Below are 23,039 nucleotides of genomic sequence, written 5' to 3'. Positions count from 1 at the left end.
CTTCAGCGCACCGCCAGTGCCAGCACGATGCCGATCCACACGATGAGTCCCAACCAGTTGTTGTGGCGGAACGCGGCGAGGCAGGCCGTGCGGATGCGGTCGCGGATCAGCCAGTGTTGATAGCCGAACAGTCCGGCCGCCACCAGCAGGCCGAGCCAGTACGGCCAGCCCAGCGCGGCGCGCTGGCCGACGAACAGCATGGTCAGCAGGAAGGTGCCCATCAGCACGCCGAGGATCGGCAGATCGGCGTCGCCGAACAGGATCGCGGTGGATTTCGCGCCGGCCTTGAGGTCGTCCTCGCGATCGACCATCGCGTACTCGGTGTCGTAGACCACCGACCAGATGATGTTGCCGATGAACAGCAGCCAGCCCACGGGCGGCACGGTGTTCATCACCGCGGCAAATGCCATCGGGATCGACCAGCCGAACGCGGCGCCGAGGACCACCTGCGGCATATAGGTGTAGCGCTTGGTGAACGGGTAGATCGCCGCCAGCGCGGCGCCGGCGAATGACAGCTCGATCGTCAGCTTGTTGGTGAACAGCACCAGCACGAAGGCGAACACCAGCAAGACGGCGAACACGACCAGGGCCTCGCGCGGCGTCACCCGGCCCGATGCAATTGGCCGCCCAGCGGTGCGCTCGACCTGCGGATCCAGCTTGCGGTCGGCGTAGTCGTTGATCGCGCAGCCGGCCGCGCGCATCGCGAATACGCCGAGGGTGAAGATGATCAGCGGCTTCCACGGCGGGAAATCGCCGGCGGCCAGCCACAGAGCCCACCAGGTCGGCCACAACAGCAGCAGCGCGCCGACCGGGCGATCCATCCGGGTCAGCACCAGATAGTCCAGCGCCTTCTCGCGATAACGTGTCGGTAGTTTTTGCAGCAACCAGTTCAATACCCGCGTGGCGCGGGTGGAGCTGTCCGCCGGTCGTGCGGGTTTGGCGACAGGCTTCGTTGCGCCAGGCCGCGGCCTGGCCGTGACCGAAGGTGAATTATTGCGTCGCTGGCGTTTGCGGGGAGGAGGGGCCATCCGCCGAGTTTAGCGTGCTCACCAGGCTCTGTTCGCGCGCTGGATCACTTCAGTACGTGCAGCGTGGTTGCTCAGGTCGACATCGTGCCGTCCCGCTCACTGCCGCAGCAGCAGCCGGTAGGCGGGGTGGTCGCTCTCGTCCCAATGCGGGTAACCGAGTGCGGCCAGAAACGACGGCAGCAACGCGCGCTCATCCGGTGGCACCTGGATACCGACCAGGATGCGGCCGTAATCGGCACCGTGGTTGCGGTAGTGGAACAGGCTGATGTTCCAGTCCGGGTGCAGCTGGCCGAGGAAGTGGGTGAGCGCGCCGGGGCGTTCGGGGAATTCGAAGCGGTACAGCCGTTCATGCTGCGCCAGCGGTGAGCGGCCACCGATCATGTGGCGCAGGTGCAGTTTGGCCAGCTCGTCGTCGGTGAGGTCGAGTACGTCGAAGGTCTGCGCGACGAACGCGGCCGCCAGCGCCTCGCGTTCGTCGCGGCTGGCGATCTGCACGCCGACGAAGATGTGCGCGGAGCTGGCATCGCCGATGCGGTAATTGAATTCGGTGATGCTGTGCCGGCCCAGGGTGGCGCAGAAGCGGCGGAAGCTGCCGCGTTCCTCCGGGATCGTCACCGCGAACACCGCCTCGCGCTGCTCGCCGACCTCGGCGCGTTCGGCGACGAAGCGCAGGCGGTCGAAATTCATGTTGGCGCCGGAGACGATCGCGATCAGTGCGCCGCCGCTGTCGCCGTGAGTAGCGACATATTGCTTCAGCCCGGCCAGCGCCAGCGCGCCAGACGGCTCCGGCACGCTGCGGGTTTCCTGGTAGATGTCACGGATCGCCGCGCAGATCGCGTCGGTGTCTACCCGCAGCATCGCGTCCACATGCTGCTGGCACAGTGCGAAGGTGAGTGCGCCGACTTGCTTCACCGCGGTACCGTCGGCGAGCAGGCCGACTTCGTCCAGCGCCACGCGCGAGCCGCTTTCCAGCGAACGCGCCATCGCGTCGGCATCGATCGCCTGCACACCGATGACTTTCACTTCTGGCCGCAATGCCTTGATGCACGCGGCCACGCCGGCCAGCAGTCCGCCGCCACCGACCGGCACAAACACCGCGTGCAGTGGACCCGGATGCTGGCGCAGGATTTCCAGCGCCACCGTGCCCTGGCCAGCTATTACGGCCAGATCGTCGAACGGGTGCACGAAGGTGGCGCCGCGCTCGGCCTGCAGGCGTGTGGCCGCGGCTTGCGCGTCGCTGTAGGAATCGCCAGCCAGCACGATCTCCACCATCGCACCACCTAACCGGCGTACTGCATCCACCTTCACCTGCGGCGCGGTCACCGGCATCACGATGGTGGCGTGGATGCCCAGTTTCGCCGCGGCCAGCGCCACGCCTTGCGCGTGGTTGCCGGCGGAAGCGGCGATCACTCCTCGCGCGCGTTGCGCCGGGTCCAGTTGCACCATGCGGTTGTACGCGCCGCGCAGCTTGAACGAGAACACCGGCTGCTGGTCCTCGCGCTTGAGCAGCACCGGCTGGTCGAGACGCGCGCTGAGTAGCGGCGCCGGTTCCAGTGCCGACTCGTGCGCCACGTCGTAAACGCGCGCGTTGCGGATCTGCGCCAGCAGATCGCCGGCTGCTACCGCATCGTGATTGGCAACAGGCGCGACGACTGCATTCATGCGGCCAGTGTCGTTGCCGGATGCGCCACCTGCAGCACGTCGACCAGCTTGCGCGTCTGTTGCAGGATCTGGGTGAGTCCGGCGTCGTCGCACTGCAGGCTCAGCGTGAGCCGCGAGACGGCGGGATCATGCGTGGCGGCCACGGTCAGCGTGTCGATGTTGTAGCCGCGCGCGGCGAATAGCCCGGCGACGCGCACCAGCGCGCCGGCTTCGTTCTGCAACAGGATGGACAGCGTATGGTTCATGGCGGTTCTCTCTCTGTGCGGATGCTCCGGACGGTGCCGGGGCGGCTTTAAAACATGTCGGAAGTTGCGCTTTCGCGCACGACCGGCGCACTGCGCGAAGCAATGAACTCGCCGGTGATCATCTGTGCGTAGCTGGCTCCGGGGCCGACCATCGGATACACGCCGGCATCCGGGTCGATCATCACTTCCAGGAACGCCGGGCCATCGAACGTGAGAAACGCGGCGATCGTCGCTTCCAGTTCCTCCGTGCGCTCCAGCCGTTGCGCCCAGGCGAAGCCGTCGGCCTGCGCGGCAAGCACGAAGTCCTTCTTGTGCAGGCTCTTGTCGGAGGCGGCAAAGCGGCCCTTGAAGTACAGCTTCTGCCACTGCCGCACCATGCCGTCGCCGACGTTGTTGAGCACCACCACCTTGATCGGCAGGTTATAGGTGGTGACGGTTTCCAGCTCGCCGATGTTCATGCGGATGCTGGCATCGCCATCGATGTCGATGACCAGCTTGTCGGGATGCGCGAACTGCGCGCCGACCGCCGCCGGAAGTCCGAAACCCATCGTGCCCATCGAGCCGGAAGTGAGCCAATGCCGCGGTGCGCGGAAATCGAAGTATTGCGCCGCCCACATTTGATGCTGGCCGACGCCGGTACTGATGATCGCGCGGCCAGCGGTATGCCGGTTGATCGCTTCCAGCACGGCGTAGGGCTGGATCAGCGCGCTGCTGCGGTCGTAGTTCAGCGCATGTACGCGCTTCAGTTCGGCCACGTGCGCATGCCAGGCATCGAGCGAGGGTTGCAATCGGCGCGCGCGACCATAACTGGTCAGGCGCTCTAGAGCCCGCACCAGCGGGCCGACGTGATGCCAGTGCACCGATTTCACCTTGCCGATCTCGGCCGGGTCGATGTCGACCTGTGCGATGAACTTCGCGTGCGGTGCGAACTTGCCCGGCACGCCGGCCACGCGATCGTCGAAGCGCGCACCCAGCGCCAGAACGAAGTCGCAATCCTCCACCGCGTAATTCGCATACGCGGTACCGTGCATGCCGAGCATGTGCAGGGCCAAGGGATCGGTGGTGTCGAACCCGCCCAGGCCCATCAAGGTGGTGGTCACCGGCAATCCGAACGTGTCGACGAATGCACGCAATGCCGCTGCTGCGCTGGCTGCGATCACGCCACCACCGGCGTAGATCAGTGGACGTTTTGCCTGCATCAATGCCGTGAAGAAGGCGGCGCAGTCTGCATCGCTCAGCGCCGACTGTTCCACCGCGCGCAGACGCGCGCGGTAACCGGTCAGCGCCAGCTCGCCGGTGCCATGAAACTTCAGTGCAGTGTTCTGCACATCCTTCGGTACATCCACTACCACAGGTCCGGGGCGACCGCTGCGGGCGAGGGTGAACGCGGTACGCAGGGTCGCTTCCAGCTGCGCTGGATCGGTGACCAGGAACACATGCTTGGCGCAGGCACCCATGATGTTGCTGATCGGTGCCTCCTGGAATGCATCACTACCGATCGCCACCGTGCTCACCTGGCCGCAGATCACCACCAGCGGGATCGAGTCGGCCATCGAGTCGCGCACCGGCGTGACCATGTTCGTCGCGCCGGGGCCGGAGGTGACCACCGCCACGCCGACCTTGCCGGAGGCGCGCGCATACCCCGCAGCCATGAAGCCCGCGCCCTGCTCGTTGGCGGGCACGATCAGCGGCATCGGCTCGTCGCCGTTGTCCTTCATATGTGTCGCGTTGTAGCGGAACACGGCGTCGTACACCGGCAGGATCGCGCCGCCCGAATAACCGAACATCACCTCGACGCCTTGGTCGGCGAAGACCTGCACGATCACGTCGGCACCACTCATCGCATGGCCGGTGAGCGGGTGCTGATCGATGGCGATGGCCTGGCTAGGCTGCGTCGTCTGCGCTGATGTCGTCACGTCTGGTTCCTGTGGGTGGATGGTGTGCGGGCGATGTCCGCTCGTTCCATGTCGTCATCCCGGCCTGCGCCGGAATGACGGGCTTCGCCCGTCAATTGCGGATCAGGTCGCGCTCGACCGCCGGATGCACCGGCACGCCGAAGGTGGCGATGATCTGCAGGTCCTGCTCCAGTGTGGAAAAACGTTCCCACGCGATGCCGTTCACGTCGGTGCTGCTGGTGAAGCCCTGCGCGATGTCGTCCTCGAAGCCGAGCTGGCAGATCTGGCCGGCCTTTTCGGGTTGCTGACGGATCGAGAAATTGAGGTTGTCGGTGCGCCACATCGCGTAGACGCCGTAAACCAGGGCCTGCGGTGGTTGGCCGAGTCGGGCGCTGTAGTCGGCCATCGAGGCTTCCAGGTTGGCGACGGCCAGGGCGATATGAAAACGTTTCATGACGAACCTCTCTCGTTGTTCAGTGCTATGGGTAGTGACTGCTGTGCTCCCTCCTCTGCACAGCAGGGGAGGGTTGTGACCGAAGGGAATCCCCTTTTGGGAGGGAGGGGTGCTCTTGATCTTGAAATCAAAAGCCCGACCCCCTCCCGACCTCCCCCTGCTTTGCAGGGGGAGGAGCAAGGCGGTTCTCAGCCCACCTTCTTCAGAGGTGCGGCTTCGGCCCTGACCGCGGACGGCTGCAGCCACGGCATCTGCGCACGCAGCTTGGCGCCGACCACTTCGATCGGATGATCGAGATCGGCCTGCTTCAGGCGCTTGTAGTTGGGCAGGCCGGCGGCGTATTCGGCCGTCCAGTTGCGCGCGAAGGTGCCGTCCTGGATGTCGGTGAGGACTTCCTTCATGCGTGCCTTGGTGCCGGCGTCGACCACGCGCGGACCGCTGACGTAGTCGCCGTATTGCGCGGTCTCTGAGACGAATTCCAGCATCCGCTTGAGGCCGCCTTCGTAGAACAGGTCGACGATCAGCTTCAGCTCGTGCATCACTTCGTAATAGGCAATCTCTGGTTGATAGCCGGCTTCGACCAGGGTCTCGAAACCCTTGATCACCAGCTCGCTGGCGCCGCCGCACAACACGGCCTGCTCGCCGAACAGGTCGGTCTCGGTCTCTTCCTTGAAGTCGGTCTTGATGATCATCGCGCGGCCGCCACCGATGCCGTCGGCGTAGCCCTTGGTCTTTGCCTCGGCGTGGCCGCTGACGTCCTGGTGCACTGCCCAGATGCACGGCACACCACGGCCACGCTCGTACTCGCTGCGCACCAGCGCGCCGGGACCCTTCGGGGCGACCAGGATCACGTCGATGTCGGTGCGCGGGGTGATCTGCTTGAAGTGCACGTTGAAGCCGTGCGCGAACAACAGCGCGGCGCCCGGCTTGATGTTCGGCTCGATCACTTCCCTGTACAGCGTCGGCTGCACCATGTCCGGGGTCAACACGGCGACCAGGTCGGCGCCACGCACGGCGTTGGCCGGTTCGACCACGGCGAAGCCATCGGCCTCGGCGCGCTGCCAGGTCGGGCCACCGGGGCGCAGGCCGACGACGACGTCGAGGCCGGAGTCGCGCAGGTTGAGCGCGTGCGCGCGGCCCTGGCTGCCGTAGCCGAGTACGGCAATGCGGGATTTGGCGAGTGGGTTGGTGGGGGCGGTACTCATGCGGCAACTCCTTCAGCGGTTTCGGTGTGGGTGTGTTTGGATGGGGCGGTAGCGGTAGGCAGTTGGGTGGTGGCGCCGTCGGAGGCGGAGCCGACAAGACGCGCGTACTTGGCCAGTGCGCCCTGAGTGACTTTCGGCTGCGGCGGCTGCCAGCTGGCGCGGCGACTGGCGAGATCGGCCGTGGTACGCAGCTCGCGGTGTTCGGCATCGATCACCACGCGATCGCCCTCGCGCAGCAGCGCGATCGGGCCGCCACGCACCGCTTCCGGTGCGATGTGGCCGACCATGAAACCGTGGGTGGCGCCGGAGAAACGGCCGTCGGTGATCAGCGCCACGTCGTTGCCGAGGCCGCGACCGACCAGCGCCGCGGTGACGCCGAGCATCTCTCGCATGCCGGGACCGCCGGCGGGACCTTCGTTGCGGATCACGATGACGTCGCCGGCGTGGATGCGATCGCCCTGCACCGCGGCGAACGCTTCCTCTTCGCTCTCGAACACGCGGGCGCTGCCCTCGAAGTTGCCACTCTTGCCGGCAAGCTTGAGGATGCAGCCTTCCGGCGCGAGGTTGCCGTACAGAATCGAATAGCCGCCACGCGGTTTCAGCGGCCGGTTGACCGGATGCACCACGTCCTGCGTCTCGGCGCGCGGTGCGGCGGCGGCTTCGGCGAACAGGCTGCGGCCGGTGACGGTGGGTGCGTCGTCCAGCATGCTGGCGGCGATCAGTTCCTGCGCTACCCGCGCGCTCCCGCCGGCGCCAAACAGTTCGACCGCGGTATAGCGACCGCCAGGCAACAGGTCGGCGATCACCGGTGTGTGCACCGAGGCGGGCTCGAAATCTTCCAGCGCCCACTCGATGCCGGCTTCGCGCGCGATCGCCAGCAGGTGCAGCACCGCGTTGGTGGAACCGGCGGTGGCGGCGACCATGCGGGCGGCGTTGCGGAACGAGGTGCGCGTCAGCATGTCGCGTGGCGTGCGCTCGGTCTTCAGGCATTCCATCACCAGCTCGCCGCAACGATAAGCGGCGGCGCCCTTGGCCGGATGCGTGGCGGGGATGTCGTTGTAGCCCATCGGTGACAGGCCCAGCGTGGTCAGCACCATCGCCATCGTGTTGGCGGTGAACTGGCCGCCGCAGGCGCCGGCGCCGGGGCAGGCATCGCGCTCGACCGAGGCGAGTTCAGCATCGTCGATCTTGCCGGCGCCATGCGCGCCGACGGCCTCGAACACCTGCTGGATGGTGATTGGATGATTGTCGTGCGTGCCGTGCGCGATGCTGCCGCCGTACAGCGCGACGCCGGGGATGTTCAGGCGTGCCAACGCCATCGCCGCGGCCGGAATGGTCTTGTCGCAGCCGCACAGCACCACCATCGCATCGAGGCAGTGGCCATCCACCGCCAGCTCGATCGAGTCGGTGATCACCTCGCGGCTGATCAGCGATGCACGCATGCCCGGCGTACCCATCGCGATGCCGTCGGTAACGGCGATCGTGTTGAATTCGATCGGCGTGCCACCGGCGGCGCGGATGCCGGCAGCGGCTTCGACCGCCAGCTCGCGCAGGTTGAGGTTGCATGGGCTCACGTTCGACCAGGTGTGCACTACCGCGACCAGCGGCCGGGCAATCGCCGCGTCATCCAGTCCGGTGGCGCGCAGCATCGCGCGGGCGGGGGCGCGGTCGGGGCCGCTCTTGATCAGGTCACTGCGCATGGGTGTTCCGTTGATTTGGATGGCTGAATGTTTCGACTCCCTCCCCTGCTTGTCCCGAAAAGGGACTTCCTTCGGTCGCAGGGGAGGGTTGTGACCGAAGGGAATCCCTCTTGGGAGGGAGGGGTGCTTTTGATCTTTCGCCAGCTCGGGCAACCCCCACCCAACCTCCCCCTGCATGCAAGGGGAGAAGCAAGTCGTGGCGATGTGGGGTCAGCCGCATGCGCGTGCTCCGCACAAAAACACGGCGGCGCTGTCGGCATGCTCATCGATCGCAGCCAGCACGGCGTCGCACACCGCAGCGGTGCCGGCGCTGCCGCCGATGTCGCGGGTATGCGGGCCATGGCGCAGCACTTGATCGACCGCCGTCTCGACGGCCACTGCTTCGGCTTCCAGTCCCAGCGAATGACGCAGCAGCATGGCGGCAGAAAGGATCGCGCCGACTGGATTGGCCACGCCGTGGCCGGCGATATCCGGTGCCGAGCCGTGGATCGGTTCGTACAGGCCGGCTTTGCCCTCGCCCAGCGACGCCGACGGCAGCAAGCCGAGCGAACCGGCCAGCGCGGCGGCCTCGTCGGTGAGGATGTCACCGAACAGGTTCTCGGTGACCACCACGTCGTAGCGGTTCGGCTGGGTCAGCAGCAGCATTGCCATCGAGTCGACCAGCTGGTGCTCGACCTTCACGTCGGGATAGTCGGTGGCGACGCGCTGCACGGTACTGCGCCACAGGCGCGAGGTTTCCAGCACGTTGGCCTTGTCCACCGAAGTCACGTGATGACGGCGGCCGCGCGCCAGCTCGAACGCGCGGCGCACCACGCGCTCGACTTCGGCCACGGTGTACTTGCACTCGTCGGTCGCGGTATCGGCCGTGCGGGTTTTTGCACCGAAGTACGCACCGCCGGTGAGTTCGCGCACGAACAGCACGTCGACGTTCTCCAGTTTCTCGTTCTTCAGCGGCGACAGGTCGGCCAGCGCCGGATGCACCTGCAGCGGACGCAGGTTGGCGTACACACCCAAAGCAGCGCGCAATGCCAACAGGCCCTGCTCGGGACGCACCGGCGAGTTCGGATCGGACCACTTCGGTCCGCCGACGGCGCCGAGCAGCACGGCATCGGCGGATTGGCATGCCGCCAGCGACTCGGCCGGCAGCGGCGCGCCGGTGGCGTCGATCGCGGCGCCGCCGATCAGCTGCTCGTCGAAGGTGAACTCGTGCTCATAACGGGCGGCCACAGTTTTCAAAACGGCGACCGCGGCGGCGGTGACTTCGGGGCCGACGCCGTCGCCGGGCAGGGTGACGATGTGCGCCTTCATGCCGCTTTCTCCTGTTGTTCGTAATGGGTGATCGCATCGCTGTGCTGCAGCAGGTAGCCGAGCTGGTCGACGCCGTTGAGCAGGCAATGCCGCGCGAACGGTTCCAGCCGGAACGGAATACGGCCGCCGTCGGGCAGCGCGATGAACTGCTCGCGCACGTCGATCACCAGCTCGATGCCGGGGTGCTTGAGCAGCCAGCGGTGTTCCAGTTCGTCGATGACGATTGCCAGCAGGCCGTTCTTCAACGCGTTGCCGCGGAAGATGTCTGCGATCTCGCTGCACAGCACCGCCTGCACGCCGTAGTCGAGGAGTGCCCACGGCGCGTGCTCACGTGAGGAGCCGCAGCCGAAGTTGCGTCCGGCGATGACAATCGAACAGCCCTGCGCCTGCGGCTGGTTCAACGGAAAGGCCGGGTTGTCGCTGCCATCGGTCTGATAGCGCCAGTCGTGGAAGCACAGCTTCCCCAGCCCTTCGCGGGTGGTGGTGGTGAGGAAGCGCGCGGGGATGATGCGGTCGGTGTCGATGTTCTCGTCGGACAGCACGGCGGTGCGCGAGTGGATGCGGGTGATCGGCTTCATGCGGGTCTCCTCGAACTGGCAGCCTTGGCTCCTCCCCCTGCTTGCAGGGGGAGGTTGGGAGGGGGTAAAGCTCTGGAGTCCGAGGCGAAGAGCACCCCACCCCAACCCTCCCCTGCAAGCAGGGGAGGGAGTACAGCGGAAGGCATCGCGCTCATGCCGCTACCTCCACCAGGTACTCGCGCGGATCTGCAATACAGCCGGCCAGCGCAGAGGCCGCGGCGGTGGCTGGGCTTGCCAGCACGGTGCGTGCCCCCTTGCCCTGGCGGCCTTCGAAGTTGCGGTTGGAGGTGCTCACTACCAGCTGGCCCGGCTGGGCCAGGTCGCCGTTCATCGCGATGCACATCGAGCAGCCCGGCACGCGCCACTCGGCGCCGGCGGCGGTGAACACCTGATGCAGGCCTTCGCGTTCGGCATCACGGCGCACCGCTTCGGAACCCGGCACCACCAGCATGCGCACGCCGTTAGCGACGCGACGACCGCGCATCACGTTGGCAGCCTCACGCAGATCGGACAGGCGCGAGTTGGTGCAGCTGCCGACGAAGACCACGTCGACCGGTGTGCCCTGCATCGGCTGGCCGGGCTTGCTCTGCATGTAGTTGAGCGCGCGATGTTCCTGTGCATTGGTCGCGGCCGGCACCGGTGCGTCCATCGCGATCGCCATGCCCGGATGGGTGCCGTAGGTGACGGTGGGCTTCACCGCGCTGGCGTCGATGCGCACTTCGCGGTCGTAGGTGGCACCGTCGTCGCTGCGCAGCGCGCGCCACGTCGCCACGGCGACATCCCACGCGGCACCCTGCGGTGTGCGCGGACGACCTTTCAGCCAGGCGAACGTGGTCTCGTCCGGCGCGATCAGGCCCGCGCGTGCGCCCGCCTCGATCGACATGTTGCAGACGGTCATGCGCTCGTCCATCGACAGCGCCTCGATCGCCGCGCCGCGGTACTCGAGCACGTAGCCGGTGCCACCATCGACGCCGATGGTGCCAATGATGTGCAGGATCAGGTCCTTCGCACTGATACCGGCGGGCAACTGGCCATCCACATGAATCGCCATCGTCTTCGGCTTGCGCTGCAGCAGGCACTGCGTCGCCATCACGTGGCCGACCTCGGTGGTGCCGATGCCGAACGCTAGCGCACCGAACGCGCCATGCGTGGAGGTGTGGCTGTCGCCGCAGACGATCGTCATGCCCGGCTGGGTGGCACCCAGCTCCGGGCCGATCACGTGCACGATGCCGCGGTCGGCACTGTCCCAGCCGTGCAGTTCGACGCCGAACTCGCGACAGTTGGTTTCCAGCTGGGTTACCTGCGCCTGCGCCTCGGCATTCGCATACGGGCGGCCGCCGTCCGCGTTGGTTGGCAAGGTTGGGGTGGAGTGATCCAGCGTGGCCAGCATGCGATCGGGGCGACGCAGCGGCAGGCCGCGTTCGCGCAGTTCGCTGAATGCCTGCGGTGAAGTCACCTCATGCACCAGATGCAGGTCGACGTAGAGCACCGCCGGCGTGTCGGTGGTCTCGGGTACGACGACATGCGTGTCCCAAACTTTCTCAAATAAAGTCTTGCCGCTCATGCAGCCTCCTGTGCAGTGACGTTGGCGTGGACTGGCGTTAACCAGTTCCAGCGATCTTCGGTACGGCCATCGAACAGGCCGAAGAACGCCTGCTGCAGTTGCCTGGTGATCGGGCCGGGCACACCGGCACCGACAACCTTGTGATCGACCGAACGCACCGGCGTGATCTCGGCGGCGGTGCCGGTCATGAACACCTCGTCGGCGGTGTACAGCGCCTCGCGCGGCAGGTCGCGCTCTTCCACCGTGATGCCGAGATCGGCAGCCAGGGTGAGCACGCTGTCGCGGGTGATGCCGGCGAGGATGCCGGCGCTCGACGGCGGGGTGAGCAGCTTGCCGCGCTTGACCAGGAAAAGATTTTCACCGGCGCCTTCGCTGAGCAGGCCGTTGTGGCCCAGCGCGATGCCTTCGTCGTAACCGCCGCGGCGTGCTTCCAGTCCGATCAGCTGGCTGTTGAGGTAGTTGCCGCCGGCCTTGGCCCAGCTCGGCAAGGTGTTCGGTGCGGGGCGATGCCACGAGGACACGCAGACGTCCGCGCCTTTTTCCACTGCATCGCCCAGATACGCGCCCCAGTCCAGCGCCATGATCGCCACTTCGACTGGCGCGCCATCCTTCGGCAGCACGCCAAGGCCACCGGCACCACGGAACACGATCGGCCGCACATAGGCCGAGCGCATCGCGTTGGCGCGGATCAGCTCGATGCAGGCGGCGTTGATCTCGTCCTCGCTGTAGCCGATCTCGATCTCGTAGATCGCCGCCGATTCGAACAGCCGGCGCGTGTGCTCGGCCAGCCGAAAATAGGCGGGGCCTTGCGGCGTGGCGTAGACGCGCTCGCCTTCGAACACCGAGGAGCCGTAGTGCAGGGCGTGCGTGCTGACATGGACGGAGGCATCGGCCCAGGGCTTGATGCGACCGTTGTGCCAGAGGAAGGGCGTGTTGCTCATGAAGGCTCCTCGCGATTACAGATTGGCGACGGCGACCGGCGCTGCGGCCGGTGTCTGTCGTTCGATACGGTTGACGATGGCCAGCGCAGCCTGTGCGGTCGCTTCGACGATGTCGGTGCTGACGCCATGACCACGCCATTCGCGCGCGGCATGGCGAGCGGTGAGCTGGGCGTGGCCCTGGGCATCGCCGCCTTCGCTGACGGCGCGTACCTTGAAGTCGCTCAGCTGCAGCGCGTTGCCGGTGGCGCGATCGATCGCACGCAGCACGGCATCGACCGGGCCATCGCCGATCGCCGCTTCGCCGACTTCACGGCCATCGTCGTGGCGCAGCTTCACCGAAGCCGAGGCGCTGCCACCCAGATGCGTGCTGGTGTTCAGTTGCACCAATCGCCATGGGCCGACGGCGCCCGGATCCAGGCCCAGCGCGATCGCTTCCAGGTCCTCGTCGTGCACTTCGCGCTTCTTGTCGGCCAGTGTCTTGAAGCGCGCGAAGATCACGTCCAGCGCCGCATCGTCCGGCGTGTGGCCCAGCGTTTCCAAGCGCTGGCGCAAGGCAGCGCGCCCGGAATGCTTGCCCATGACCAGCTTCGTCTCGGCGATGCCGACGTCCTGCGGGCGCATGATTTCGTAGGTGCCGCGATGCTTGAGCATGCCGTGCTGGTGGATACCCGATTCGTGCGCGAACGCGTTGTCGCCCACGATCGCCTTGTTGCGCGGCACCGCCTGCCCGGTCAGCTGGGTCAGCAGGCGCGAGGTGGGATACAGCCGACGCGTGTCGATGCGCGTACCGACGCCGAAGTGCGGTGCGCGCACCTTCAGCGCCATCACGATCTCCTCCAGCGCGGCATTGCCGGCGCGCTCGCCGATGCCGTTGATCGTGCATTCCACCTGGCGCGCACCGGCGCTCACCGCGGCCAGGCTGTTCGCCACCGCCATGCCCAGGTCGTCGTGGCAATGGCTGGAGAAGATCACCTTGTCCGCATCGCGCACATGCCGGCGCAGGTAGGTGAACAGCTCGACGATCTCGGCCGGTGTGGTGTAGCCCACGGTGTCCGGCGCATTCAGCGTGGTGGCGCCAGCGGCGACCGCGGCGCTGAACACTTCGGCGAGGAAGTCGGGTTCGGTACGCAGTGCGTCCTCGGCGGAGAACTCCACCTCATGGCACAAGCCACGTGCACGTTCGACAGCCGCGACCGCGGCATCGACCACCTGCGCCTTGCTCATGCCCAGCTTGTGCTCGCGGTGCAGCGGGCTGGTCGACAGGAACACATGGATGCGTGCATGCCGCGCCTGTTCCAGCGCGCGCGCCGCGCTGTCGATGTCGCCGCTCTGGCAGCGCGCCAGCGCACACACCGTGGTCGTCTTCAGCGTGCGCGCGATTTCGGCGACTGCGGCGAAATCATCCGGCGAAGCCTGCGGAAAACCCGCTTCCAGCACGTCGACACCGAGCGCTTCCAGCGCTTGTGCAATGCGCAATTTTGTACGCCGATCCATTGAAAAGCCGGGCGCCTGTTCACCATCGCGCAAGGTCGTGTCGAAGATGCGTACGCGATCGTCGGCAGCGGGGGCGCTGCCGGAAATTGTCGCTGTCACTGCTGAATCGGGGTTCATCGCTGGCTCCGCTGATGCGAGCCGAGGGCAACAAAAAACCCCGCGCCGTTGCCGGTGCGGGGTTCTTTGGGAGTCTTCAGGTTATTGCTTAGTTACCTGGACACATGCCCTCAGCCCGCACCTCCGTTGGTAATAAGGAGTACGAGTACGAGGGCAAGAAGGAGCGTGCCGCGAACCTGCAGCAGGCCGGCAATCGTCACGAGACGATTGTTTTCGGCGATGCGGCGGTGGCTGTTGCGCTGCGACATGTGATCGAACGTAAACCATGCCTTTGCAGGCTGTCAACCGTTTTCTTTATGAAAAGAAGTTCTATGGCCACGATTCGCATATGGACGGCTATCCGTCCATATGCAAACGGAGGTCATGCTTTGCCTTCCATACGCGCGCGCATATGCTGCGGTCTGCGATAGTCGGGCAACCGGAAAAAATACAGCTGCAGAGCCGGTTGCAGCGTGTTTCGGATCGATCAGAACCGTGTTTGCAGCAGCCATTGCCGTAGCGCGCCGTCATCGGCGGCCAGCTGCTCGGTCGAGGCCGGACGCGTCAGCATCGCAGCGAGAGCCGCGGGCACCGCAAGCGGTTGGCCGATCAGCGGCTCGACGACGCTCTCGAACTTGGCCGGATGCGCGGTGGCGACCACCGCCCATGGCGCGTCGTCGCCATCCGCGCGTAGCCGGTCGAGCAAGTGCATCGCGGTGGCGGTGTGCGGGCAGAACACCTCACCATGTTCACGCGCATGATGAGCAATGGTCTGGCAGATCGCGGCATCGTCGACGCTGGCCGCCATTAGCAAGCCGCGCAATCGACTCTCGTCGGGGTAGGTCCAGCGCAGACGTTCGAAGTTGCTCGGTGCGCCCACGTCCATCGCATTCGCCAGCGTGGCGACTGCTTCACGCGGCGCGTAATCGGCGCCGGCGAAATAGTCGGGAAGGGTGGTGTTGGCGTTGCACGCCAGTCGCACACTGCCGATCGGCAGGCCCAGCTCGCGCACCCACAGGCAGGCCAGTGCGTTGCCCAGATTGCCGGTGGGCACGATGAAGTTCAGCGGCGTGCCGTGCTCGCGCCACCAGCCCAATGCGGCATGCGCGTAGTAGCTCATCTGCGGCAGCAAGCGGCCGAGGCTGATGCTGTTGGCCGAAGAGAGCGGCAACTGCGCCTGCAGCGACGCATCGTTGAGTGCTGCCTTGACCATGCGCTGGCAATCGTCGAAGCGGCCGGCTACGCGAAGCGCGCTGACGTTGTCGCCGAAGCAGCCGAGTTGATGCGCCTGACGCGGCGACACCAGTCCATCGGGATACAGGATCACTACGCGCACGTTCGGCTGGCGATGGAACGCCGCGGCGACTGCTGCGCCCGTGTCGCCCGAGGTGGCAACCAGGATCGTCAACGACCGTGCATCGGCGCGCGGCAGGCGGCGCAGGCAGGCGGCGAGGAAACGTGCGCCGAAATCCTTGAACGCCGAGGTGGGGCCGTGGAAGAGCTCCAGCATCAGTGTGCCTGGATGTGCCGGAAGTGCGCGCAGCGGCGCGTCGAACGTGAACGCCTCGGCGCAGATCGCGGGCAGTTCGTCGGCCAGCGGATCGCCCGCGAAGAACGGTGCCAGCAAGGTGGTGGCGGTGTCGGCGAGCGAGCCATGCGGACCGAATGCGGCCGGATCGATCGATGGCAATGCCTCGGGCACATACAGCCCGCCGTCCGGCGCGAGTCCGGCGGCAATGGCCTGGCTGATCGGCACAGTCGGTTCGGCGCTGCGCGTACTGTGGTAGCGCAATGGCTCGACGACACTCATGCCTCGGCCTCAAGCGAGGGAATCAATACGGCGGCTGGCCCATCGATCGGTGACACCCACGCATCGCTGTCCAGTCCGGCCTCGGCAAAGGCGGCCTGCATCGCGACGGACGCGGCTTCGGCATCGGCGCGATTGTCGTACCAGCCGAACACGCTGGGGCCTGCGCCGGAGATGCTGGAACCCAGTGCGTGATGATCCAGCGCAGCCTGCTTCACCCGCGCGAAGTTCGGGATCAACGGCGCGCGGCGCGGTTCCACCAGCACGTCCTTCAGTCCTTCGCGAACCAGCGCTGCATCACCGCGGTAGCAGCCGGCCAGCACCAGCGCAAGGTTGGTGCTTTGCGCGACGAACTCGCCGAGTTCGTAATGGCCGGCCAGCGCGGCACGTGCCTTGCGCGTCTCCAGCACCACATGCGGATGCACCAGCGCGCAGTGCCACGTGGCCGGCACCTCGATGCGCAACAGATGCTCGTGGGTGGCCAGCACCAAGCCGCCGAGTAGCATCGAGCCGAGATTGTCGCCATGCCGGCTGCCGCTGGCCACCGCCTCGCCATCCAGTGCAAAGCCGTACAGCGATTCACGCGGCAACGGCTGCGCCAGCAACGCATTCGCGGCGACCAGCGCCGCCACGCACGATGCCGCCGAGCCACCCATGCCCGAACCCAGCGCAATGCCTTTGTGCAGCGCCAGTTCGAATCCGTGCTGCAGGCCGAGCGCCTTGCGCAGCGACAGCAGCGCCATGCCGGCAGTGTTCTGACGTGGATCAATGGGCAGTTCGGTGACGCAGCCGCGGATTGCAGCAATGCGCACCACCGGCTCGTCGATGCGGCGCACTTCGGCGCGATCGCCGGCACCGGCCACGCTGTGGCCGAGCAGGTCGAAACCCACGCCCACATTGCCGACACTGGCGGGTGCGAAGGCGCAGGCGACCTGCGGAAGTTGGGGGCGACGCGGCGAAGCCATGGCAGGTTCCAGCAGCAAGGAAGAGTTCATGCGCGTGCCTCCAGCGACTCGGCGATACGCAGCAGATCGGTGAACACACCGGCGGCGGTCACTTCGGGACCGGCGCCGGGGCCTTGCACCGACAACGGATTATCGCAGTAGCGGCGGGTTGTGAACTGCACGATGTTGTCGGTTAGTTGGGTGTGCGCGAATGGATGCTTCGCCGGCAGCACGACCAGTTTGACGCGGGCGCGACCGTGGCGGTCCAGACTGGCGACGTAACGCAGCACGCCACCGAGCGCCTGCGCCTCGGCCAGTCGAGCGGACATCAGCGCATCTAACTCGTGCAATCGCTGCATGCAGGCTTCGAGTGGCAAGGCTGCCAGCGAGGATGGCACCAGACTCTCCACCACGACGTCTTCCAGCGACAGTGGCCAGCCCGCCTCGCGCGCCAGGATCACCAGCTTGCGCGCCACGTCGAGGCCGGACAGATCGTCGCGCGGATCGGGCTCGGTATAGCCCAGCGCGTGTGCCTCGAGCACCAGCGCCGAGAACGGCTGCTGGCCGTCATGGCGATTGCACAGCCAGGCCAACGTGCCGGAGAACATGCCTTCCACCGCGAGCAGCTCGTCGCCGGTATCGAGCAGGTCGCGCAGTGTCTGCACCACTGGCAGGCCGGCGCACACGGTGGCCTCGTAACGGAAGCGCGCGCCGCTGGCGCAGGCCGCGCGGATCGCCTGCCAGCGCGGCAACGGTCCGCTGCCGGCCAGTTTGTTCGGCGTCACCACATGGATGCCGGCTGCCAGCCAGCGCGGATAGTGCGCGGCCACATCGTCGTTCGCGCTGCAGTCGATCAGCAAGGCGTGCCGACCGTCATTGCCGCGCACGTGTTCGGCAAATGCGTCCAGATCATTCGGCCGCCAGATCTGCGCGCCGTCGTGGCGATCGTTGAGTTCGGCGTCGTCGCAGTCCAGCCACATGCGCTTGCTGGCCACGACGCCGCACAGCCGCAGTTCCAGTCCGTTGTCGCGAACCAACCGCGGTTGTGCGGCCCGCAACTGTTCCAGCAGGGCGCTGCCGACCCGGCCGGGGCCGATCACGCCGACTGCCAGTACGCGCCGGCGAGTCGTCTTTACCGACACCGGCAATGGATGCAGGAATTGCTGCGGGTGTTCGGCAAGTTCGGATGCACAGACGTTCACGATGACCTCCTGGTGAGGCCCGTGCTCGCTGGCGGATCGGCTTGTGTCTGGGAGTACGCCGGCCCGCCTCATCGAGGGCGGGGCCGTTGCGTAGTGAAGAACCTAGCCGCGCACGGACACCCACCCCGACCGAGTCGTGGTGGTAGTCGTAATCGTGGTGGCGATGGAACGGACGTTGACGCCTGCCGGCACTGGCGCACGCTCGGCGAAAGCCGAGGCGAAGTGCTTGCGTGCTGGTGTGGAAAGTGGCGACATGGGGTTGACCTTAGGCGCAATGTTGCACTGCGGTCAACAGATTCATTTGCAACTTTTGGTTATATCTGTGGCGGCGCCGGTCAATCCATCGCCTGTGCGATGAAGATCACCGACGCGGGCTGGCGAGTCTGCGGATGCAACGGCTCGCGCAACTCCAGCAGCTGAAATCCGTGTTCTGCAAAGAGCCTGGTCCAGCTTTCCAGCGTCCGGAAATACCATGGGGCTGGATCACGGAAGTCGGCGTTGAATCCCGCCCACGAGCCTTCGCGCCAGCCGTCCAGGTAAGGCTTATCGCCACACGCGACGAGTGGATGCAGCGTCTGCACCAGCAAGCTTCCGTGCGGGTTGAGCAGGGAGCGAACAGCACCGAACAGGCCTGCAACAGACTCATTGCCGAGTAGCGCGAAATTGCACACGACGGCATCGACGGACGCGTTGAGCTTGCCGGAAGCGATGTCTTCGTACGACATCACACGAAAGTCGCCGCCAGACTGCCGCGCCTGTTCGATCAGCGCGGGAATCGCATCGATCCCGATCACCTCGATGCCGCGGACGGTCAGCGCGCGGGCGAACCAGCCTTCGCCGCAGCCGAGGTCGAGTACCGAACGTGGCGAACGACTCAGCGTGGCCTCGATGATCGCCCGATCGGTGACCAGCCGCCGACTCTCGATCTGCTGTCCGCGCACGGCGGCGGTCCACGGCGCGGCATTTCGCTGCCACGCATCGAGGATCTTCGCATCGCTGAGTGGATCGATGCCCATGCGACCTCGTGCAGCGAATGCGTGTTATGCGGCGTGCGGGCCGGTCGTCAACGCATGATTCCGGTATGGCCCAGCGAATAACGCCCGGGCTGCGGCCAGACCGCCAGCCCGTGCGGCTCCGCGCCAACCTTGATGGACCTGACCGCGCCGGTGGTGGTGTCGAAGGCATAGACGACGTCGTCGAAGCGACCCGATAGCCACAGCAGCTTGCCATCGGCGCTGACATTGCCCATGTCCGGGCTGCCACCGTGTGGAATCGGCCAGTTCGCGACGACCTTGCGCGTGGCGAAATCGATCACCGACACGCTGCCCTTGCCATGACGCTTGCCGTGGATACGGTTGGTGCCGCGATTGGCGACATACAGTTTCGTGCCGTCCCGGCTTGGATACATCCCGTGCGTGCCGACACCTGTCGGAATGAAACCGATCCGGGTGAAGCTGTCGCCATCGATCAGGTACACACCATTCGCCATCATGTCGGCGACGAAGAACACCTTGCCATCCGGCGAAACGCGGATGTCCTGCGGCATGCCCTTCTTGTCGAGCAGCAGATAGCCGACCACCTTGCGCTTGACCATGTCGATCTTGGCCAGCTTGCCGCCAAATTCGCAGGTGAAGATCGCGTAGCGGCCGTCGATCGAGAAATCGGCGTGGTTGATGCCCTTGCACTCCGGCACCTGCAGGCTGTTGTGCAGCGCCATCGTGTGCGCATCGCGGAAATCCAGCCGCGCGTGTGCTTCCGCCACCACGATCGCTTCCTTGCCGTCCGGGGTGAAGTACATGTTGTAGGGATCGTCGACCGGGATCGCCGTGCCCGGCTTGCCCGTCTTCGTATTGATCGGGGTGAGGCTGCCGTCGTTTTTACCTTCGGCATTGTTGGTCACCCACAGCGTCTGCAGATCCCATGAAGGAACCACGTGCTGCGGACTCTGGCCAACAGCGAATGTGTCGACCACCTTGAACGTGGCCGGATCGATCACGGACACCGTCTTCGAGCGCAGGTTCGGCACATAGATCCGCGGCAACGCGCCATCCACCGCCGGACTGAAGTGATTGACGCCAGCCTCGCTGTACATGTTGCTGGCGTCCACGACCCGCGGCATGCCGGCGACGGTAGTGACCGGTTGCGCGGCTGCGGCGATGGAGGCGGCGCAGGCAGCTGCCAGGGCGACGCCAATACACGCGGCGATCCGGAAAAAACGAGGGGAGCGTGGAGTCATGGTGATTTCATCATCAGGGGATGGGAGAAGATGCCAGCCGGAACATTATCGCCCAGCCGTGTCCTTCCTGAGCGCATCGACGGTTCGCGACACGATCGCGTCGATACCTAGCCGACCGAGTTCTGCGCTGGAACGACGCGGGTCGCCGCCGTAGACGCCGTCCGCCGGGCCAAGTTTCGCGCCGCTATGCAACCGATCCAGCCGGACCATCTGCGGTGCGACGGCAAGCTGCAGGGAAGTATCGGCGAGTCCCGCATGGGTGCCGATCTCGTCATCGCGAAAGCCATGCTGGCGCAGGATCTGCGCGTAACCGTCCGAGCTGGTCGCGTAGTATTCCGGCGGCACGAAGGCACGGGCCGCCGTGCCGGCCCAGCTCTTGTTGAGGTGGGCGACTACCCGTTGGATGTTCTTCTGATAGCCGCCGTGGTCGCCCAGGAACACGATGTTCCGGAAACCATGCACCGCAAAACTGTTCGCCGCGGATTCCAGCGTTTTCTCGAACACGTCGTCCGGGATGGTGATGGTGCCGGGAAAGCGCATATGCGATGTCGGCGGCGCGTAGCTGCCTTCGGGTACATACGCAATCACCGGCGCGACGAGAGCATTGCCGAGTTCTTCCGCAATCTTCTGTGACAGCCATTGCGCGCGCACGTTGTGTTTGCCTACCGCAATACCTGGACCACTCTGCTCGGTTCCGCCGATCGGGATGATGATGGTGGTCTTGCCCGCCTGGATCTGATCACGCAGCTCCGTCCAGGTCAGGCCCTGCAGCAGCACGGTTCTTGGCGTCTGCGCGAACACCGTCTGCGCGGCGATGAAAAGAATGACGGCCGCGAGAACGGGCCGCAGTGCATGACGCATCATGAAAAGTCCTTGCAGGTAGACGCCGCGGGCGTGCTGGCGGAAAGGTGCAGGTAGTTCAGCACATCATTGCTGTTTGCGCGTCGATTAACTACCTGCAGCGCACCTGCCGGTCAGCTGCCGTAATGGCTACCCGTATTTGTCGCAAGGTCGCCATAGGTCAGGGGTGAGCGCGCCCTGGTTCTGGAAATCACAGGGCGCTGCATGACCGCTGCAGGTTGGAACCGGCCATGCCTGCAGTGGTCATGTCGATCATGCTGAAAAAAGCCCGAGGTCAACCCTCGCCTTGCACCGGGTCGGTATTGAACGTGTACAGCACGATCTTCCACACACCGTCGACCTTGTTCAGCACGAAGACCTCGCGGTTGTAATCGATCACCTTCTTGCCGTTCTCGATGACCGCGGCACCGACGTGGTGGTGTGTACGAACCACGGCAGCGTCACCATAGACGTTGACGGCGTCGTACTCGAACACGGTGGAAAATTTCGCGATCTTGAACAGCGCGCCATAGCCATCGATCTTCTGCTGCCGCGTGGCGTAGGTGTGTTTCTCGTTCCACTCAGCCACGCTGTCCTTGGCGAACAGATCGACGATGGCGTTGGTGTCACCCGCATTCAGCGCAGACTCGTATTGATGGACCACGTCATACACCGCGTGCTGCTCGGCGCTGACGGCAGGATCGCTGGACACGGGGAACGGAGTGGTGGCTTCTTTCGCATGGAGCGCAGGGAGCATCCCCAGCGCGCCAACCAGGAGCATTGCAGCGACTTTCGTGCGGAACAGATCGTGCCTTTTCATGGAACTCTCCAGGTGCAAGGTAGTGAAGGACAGGCGTCGCGGTGTGGGCGCCTGGGTGAACTGCTGCGCTTTCTCTTTGAGTTACGACTGCATCAAGTCAGATCATATTGAACTTCAAAACGGTACGCCTTCGAGCCGTCCCATTTTGCCGCTGAGAAAGTCACGCTTTGCCTGCTCCAGCCGCTCGGGTGTGTCCATCACGAACGGCCCGGAGAACAGCACGTCGCCCTGCACCGGCTGGCCGCCGAGCAAGGCGAGTTCGACCGTCTCGTCACCGTGTGCCGCAAGGTGCACCTGACTACCACTGCCCAATATGCCCAGCGCACCGGTAGCCAGACGGGTGCCGCCGATATCAACCTGGCCCTGCAGTACGTAAATCCCCAGTTCGGGCGTGAGCTCGACGTCCAGCGTGATGCTGGCCTGCGGATCGAGCCGCAGACGCGCGAACACGGCGCCACCACTGAGCGCCATCGGGCCCTGCACGCCGTTCACGCGACCGGCGACGACATGCAGACGCGAGCCGGGGCCGACAAGGTCAGGCATTTCGGCGGCGCGCAGCGAGGTATAGCTGGGCTCCACCTGTTTGAGTTCCGGAGGCAGGCTGATCCACAACTGCAGGCCGTGGCGGCCACCCGTCGGTTGTTCGGCGTGCAGCATGCCGCGTCCGGTGCGGATGAACTGCGCATCGCCCGGCCCCAGCCGATCGCGAAAACCCATGCTGTCGCGATGTTCGACGCCGCCTTCGAGCAGGTAGCTGACTACTTCGATGCCGGCATGCGGATGCGGCCGATCACCGATGCCGCGCGGACTGTGGTGGCGGTAATGATCGATGAAGACGAATGGTCCGAGCGCGATGCGCTGTTCCTGCGGCAGTGCGCGGCGCAGGTGCATGTCGCCGTCGTCGATGAGGTCTTGTGCAGGAATAATCTGTGTGACGTTGCGATCCAAGTCGGTACTCCTTCAGAAGTGTATGCAACATGGGTTTCGATGCAGCGTGCCGGAAAGCGCAGCGAGTCACGA

At 65.6% G+C, this 23,039-nt stretch carries 21 protein-coding genes; all 21 read right to left on the bottom strand.

Translation table 11 applies throughout. From position 1 onward, the window contains the following. Positions 1-2: 2 nt before the first annotated feature. Positions 3-1,028 (bottom strand): 4-hydroxybenzoate octaprenyltransferase, encoded by a 1,026-nt coding sequence (gene ubiA, locus IE071_RS12220; RefSeq protein WP_229792880.1) that lies wholly within the window; start codon positions 1,026-1,028, stop codon positions 3-5. 96 nt (positions 1,029-1,124) lie between these two features. Further along, the gene (gene ilvA / locus IE071_RS12215; protein ID WP_189441461.1) at positions 1,125-2,690 is read right to left on the bottom strand and encodes a threonine ammonia-lyase, biosynthetic; all 1,566 of its coding nucleotides are present in this window, start codon (positions 2,688-2,690) and stop codon (positions 1,125-1,127) included. Continuing rightward, entirely contained in the window at positions 2,687-2,935 is a 249-nt protein-coding gene (gene ilvN / locus IE071_RS12210; RefSeq protein ID WP_189441460.1) for an acetolactate synthase small subunit, read from the bottom strand. The genes ilvA and ilvN overlap by 4 nt, the downstream gene beginning before the upstream one ends. 47 nt (positions 2,936-2,982) lie before the next feature. Continuing rightward, positions 2,983-4,776 carry a biosynthetic-type acetolactate synthase large subunit gene (gene ilvB / locus IE071_RS12205; RefSeq protein ID WP_189441823.1) on the bottom strand — a complete coding sequence of 598 codons (1,794 nt, stop codon included), beginning with the start codon at positions 4,774-4,776 and terminating at the stop codon, positions 2,983-2,985. Positions 4,777-4,942: 166 nt separating this feature from the next. Further along, positions 4,943-5,284, bottom strand: coding sequence for a VOC family protein (locus IE071_RS12200; protein ID WP_189441459.1), 342 nt, complete (start codon positions 5,282-5,284; stop codon positions 4,943-4,945). Positions 5,285-5,472: 188 nt separating this feature from the next. Beyond that, positions 5,473-6,489: a ketol-acid reductoisomerase gene (gene ilvC, locus IE071_RS12195; protein WP_189441458.1), complete on the bottom strand. Its 1,017-nt coding sequence runs from the start codon at positions 6,487-6,489 to the stop codon at positions 5,473-5,475. After that, complete coding sequence (ilvD, locus tag IE071_RS12190) at positions 6,486-8,189, bottom strand: dihydroxy-acid dehydratase (RefSeq protein WP_189441457.1); 1,704 nt, start codon at positions 8,187-8,189, stop codon at positions 6,486-6,488. The genes ilvC and ilvD overlap by 4 nt, the downstream gene beginning before the upstream one ends. A 210-nt stretch (positions 8,190-8,399) precedes the next feature. Beyond that, positions 8,400-9,497, bottom strand: a complete 1,098-nt coding sequence (leuB, locus tag IE071_RS12185; RefSeq protein WP_189441456.1) for a 3-isopropylmalate dehydrogenase — start codon at positions 9,495-9,497, stop codon at positions 8,400-8,402. Continuing rightward, entirely contained in the window at positions 9,494-10,075 is a 582-nt protein-coding gene (gene leuD / locus IE071_RS12180; protein WP_189441455.1) for a 3-isopropylmalate dehydratase small subunit, read from the bottom strand. Before leuD ends, leuB begins: the two co-directional genes overlap by 4 nt. Before the next feature lie 151 nt (positions 10,076-10,226). After that, positions 10,227-11,639, bottom strand: a complete 1,413-nt coding sequence (gene leuC / locus IE071_RS12175) for a 3-isopropylmalate dehydratase large subunit (protein WP_189441454.1) — start codon at positions 11,637-11,639, stop codon at positions 10,227-10,229. Beyond that, the gene (locus IE071_RS12170; protein WP_189441453.1) at positions 11,636-12,580 is read right to left on the bottom strand and encodes a branched-chain amino acid transaminase; all 945 of its coding nucleotides are present in this window, start codon (positions 12,578-12,580) and stop codon (positions 11,636-11,638) included. The genes leuC and IE071_RS12170 overlap by 4 nt, the downstream gene beginning before the upstream one ends. Positions 12,581-12,595: 15 nt before the next feature. Then, complete coding sequence (locus tag IE071_RS12165; protein WP_189441452.1) at positions 12,596-14,191, bottom strand: 2-isopropylmalate synthase; 1,596 nt, start codon at positions 14,189-14,191, stop codon at positions 12,596-12,598. 110 nt (positions 14,192-14,301) lie between these two features. Next, positions 14,302-14,439 (bottom strand): hypothetical protein, encoded by a 138-nt coding sequence (locus IE071_RS12160; RefSeq protein WP_189441451.1) that lies wholly within the window; start codon positions 14,437-14,439, stop codon positions 14,302-14,304. A gap of 218 nt (positions 14,440-14,657) precedes the next feature. After that, the gene (thrC, locus tag IE071_RS12155) at positions 14,658-15,980 is read right to left on the bottom strand and encodes a threonine synthase (RefSeq protein WP_189441450.1); all 1,323 of its coding nucleotides are present in this window, start codon (positions 15,978-15,980) and stop codon (positions 14,658-14,660) included. Further along, complete coding sequence (locus tag IE071_RS12150) at positions 15,977-16,972, bottom strand: homoserine kinase (protein WP_425503452.1); 996 nt, start codon at positions 16,970-16,972, stop codon at positions 15,977-15,979. Before IE071_RS12150 ends, thrC begins: the two co-directional genes overlap by 4 nt. Beyond that, positions 16,969-18,123, bottom strand: coding sequence for a homoserine dehydrogenase family protein (locus IE071_RS12145; RefSeq protein WP_425503451.1), 1,155 nt, complete (start codon positions 18,121-18,123; stop codon positions 16,969-16,971). The genes IE071_RS12150 and IE071_RS12145 overlap by 4 nt, the downstream gene beginning before the upstream one ends. A 335-nt stretch (positions 18,124-18,458) precedes the next feature. After that, positions 18,459-19,139, bottom strand: a complete 681-nt coding sequence (locus tag IE071_RS12140; RefSeq protein ID WP_229792879.1) for a class I SAM-dependent methyltransferase — start codon at positions 19,137-19,139, stop codon at positions 18,459-18,461. A gap of 47 nt (positions 19,140-19,186) precedes the next feature. Next, positions 19,187-20,359, bottom strand: a complete 1,173-nt coding sequence (locus tag IE071_RS12135; RefSeq protein WP_189441448.1) for a YncE family protein — start codon at positions 20,357-20,359, stop codon at positions 19,187-19,189. 45 nt (positions 20,360-20,404) lie between these two features. Next, positions 20,405-21,223, bottom strand: coding sequence for a creatininase family protein (locus IE071_RS12130; protein WP_229792878.1), 819 nt, complete (start codon positions 21,221-21,223; stop codon positions 20,405-20,407). 271 nt (positions 21,224-21,494) lie between these two features. Then, positions 21,495-22,019 carry a YybH family protein gene (locus tag IE071_RS12125; RefSeq protein WP_189441447.1) on the bottom strand — a complete coding sequence of 175 codons (525 nt, stop codon included), beginning with the start codon at positions 22,017-22,019 and terminating at the stop codon, positions 21,495-21,497. A 114-nt stretch (positions 22,020-22,133) separates the two neighbouring features. Continuing rightward, positions 22,134-22,967 carry a pirin family protein gene (locus IE071_RS12120; protein WP_189441446.1) on the bottom strand — a complete coding sequence of 278 codons (834 nt, stop codon included), beginning with the start codon at positions 22,965-22,967 and terminating at the stop codon, positions 22,134-22,136. Positions 22,968-23,039: the final 72 nt, after the last annotated feature.

Source organism: Rhodanobacter panaciterrae, from assembly GCF_014651895.1.
In the GTDB taxonomy this organism is placed as follows: domain Bacteria; phylum Pseudomonadota; class Gammaproteobacteria; order Xanthomonadales; family Rhodanobacteraceae; genus Rhodanobacter; species Rhodanobacter panaciterrae.
This window is presented reverse-complemented; position numbering and strand designations above follow the sequence as displayed.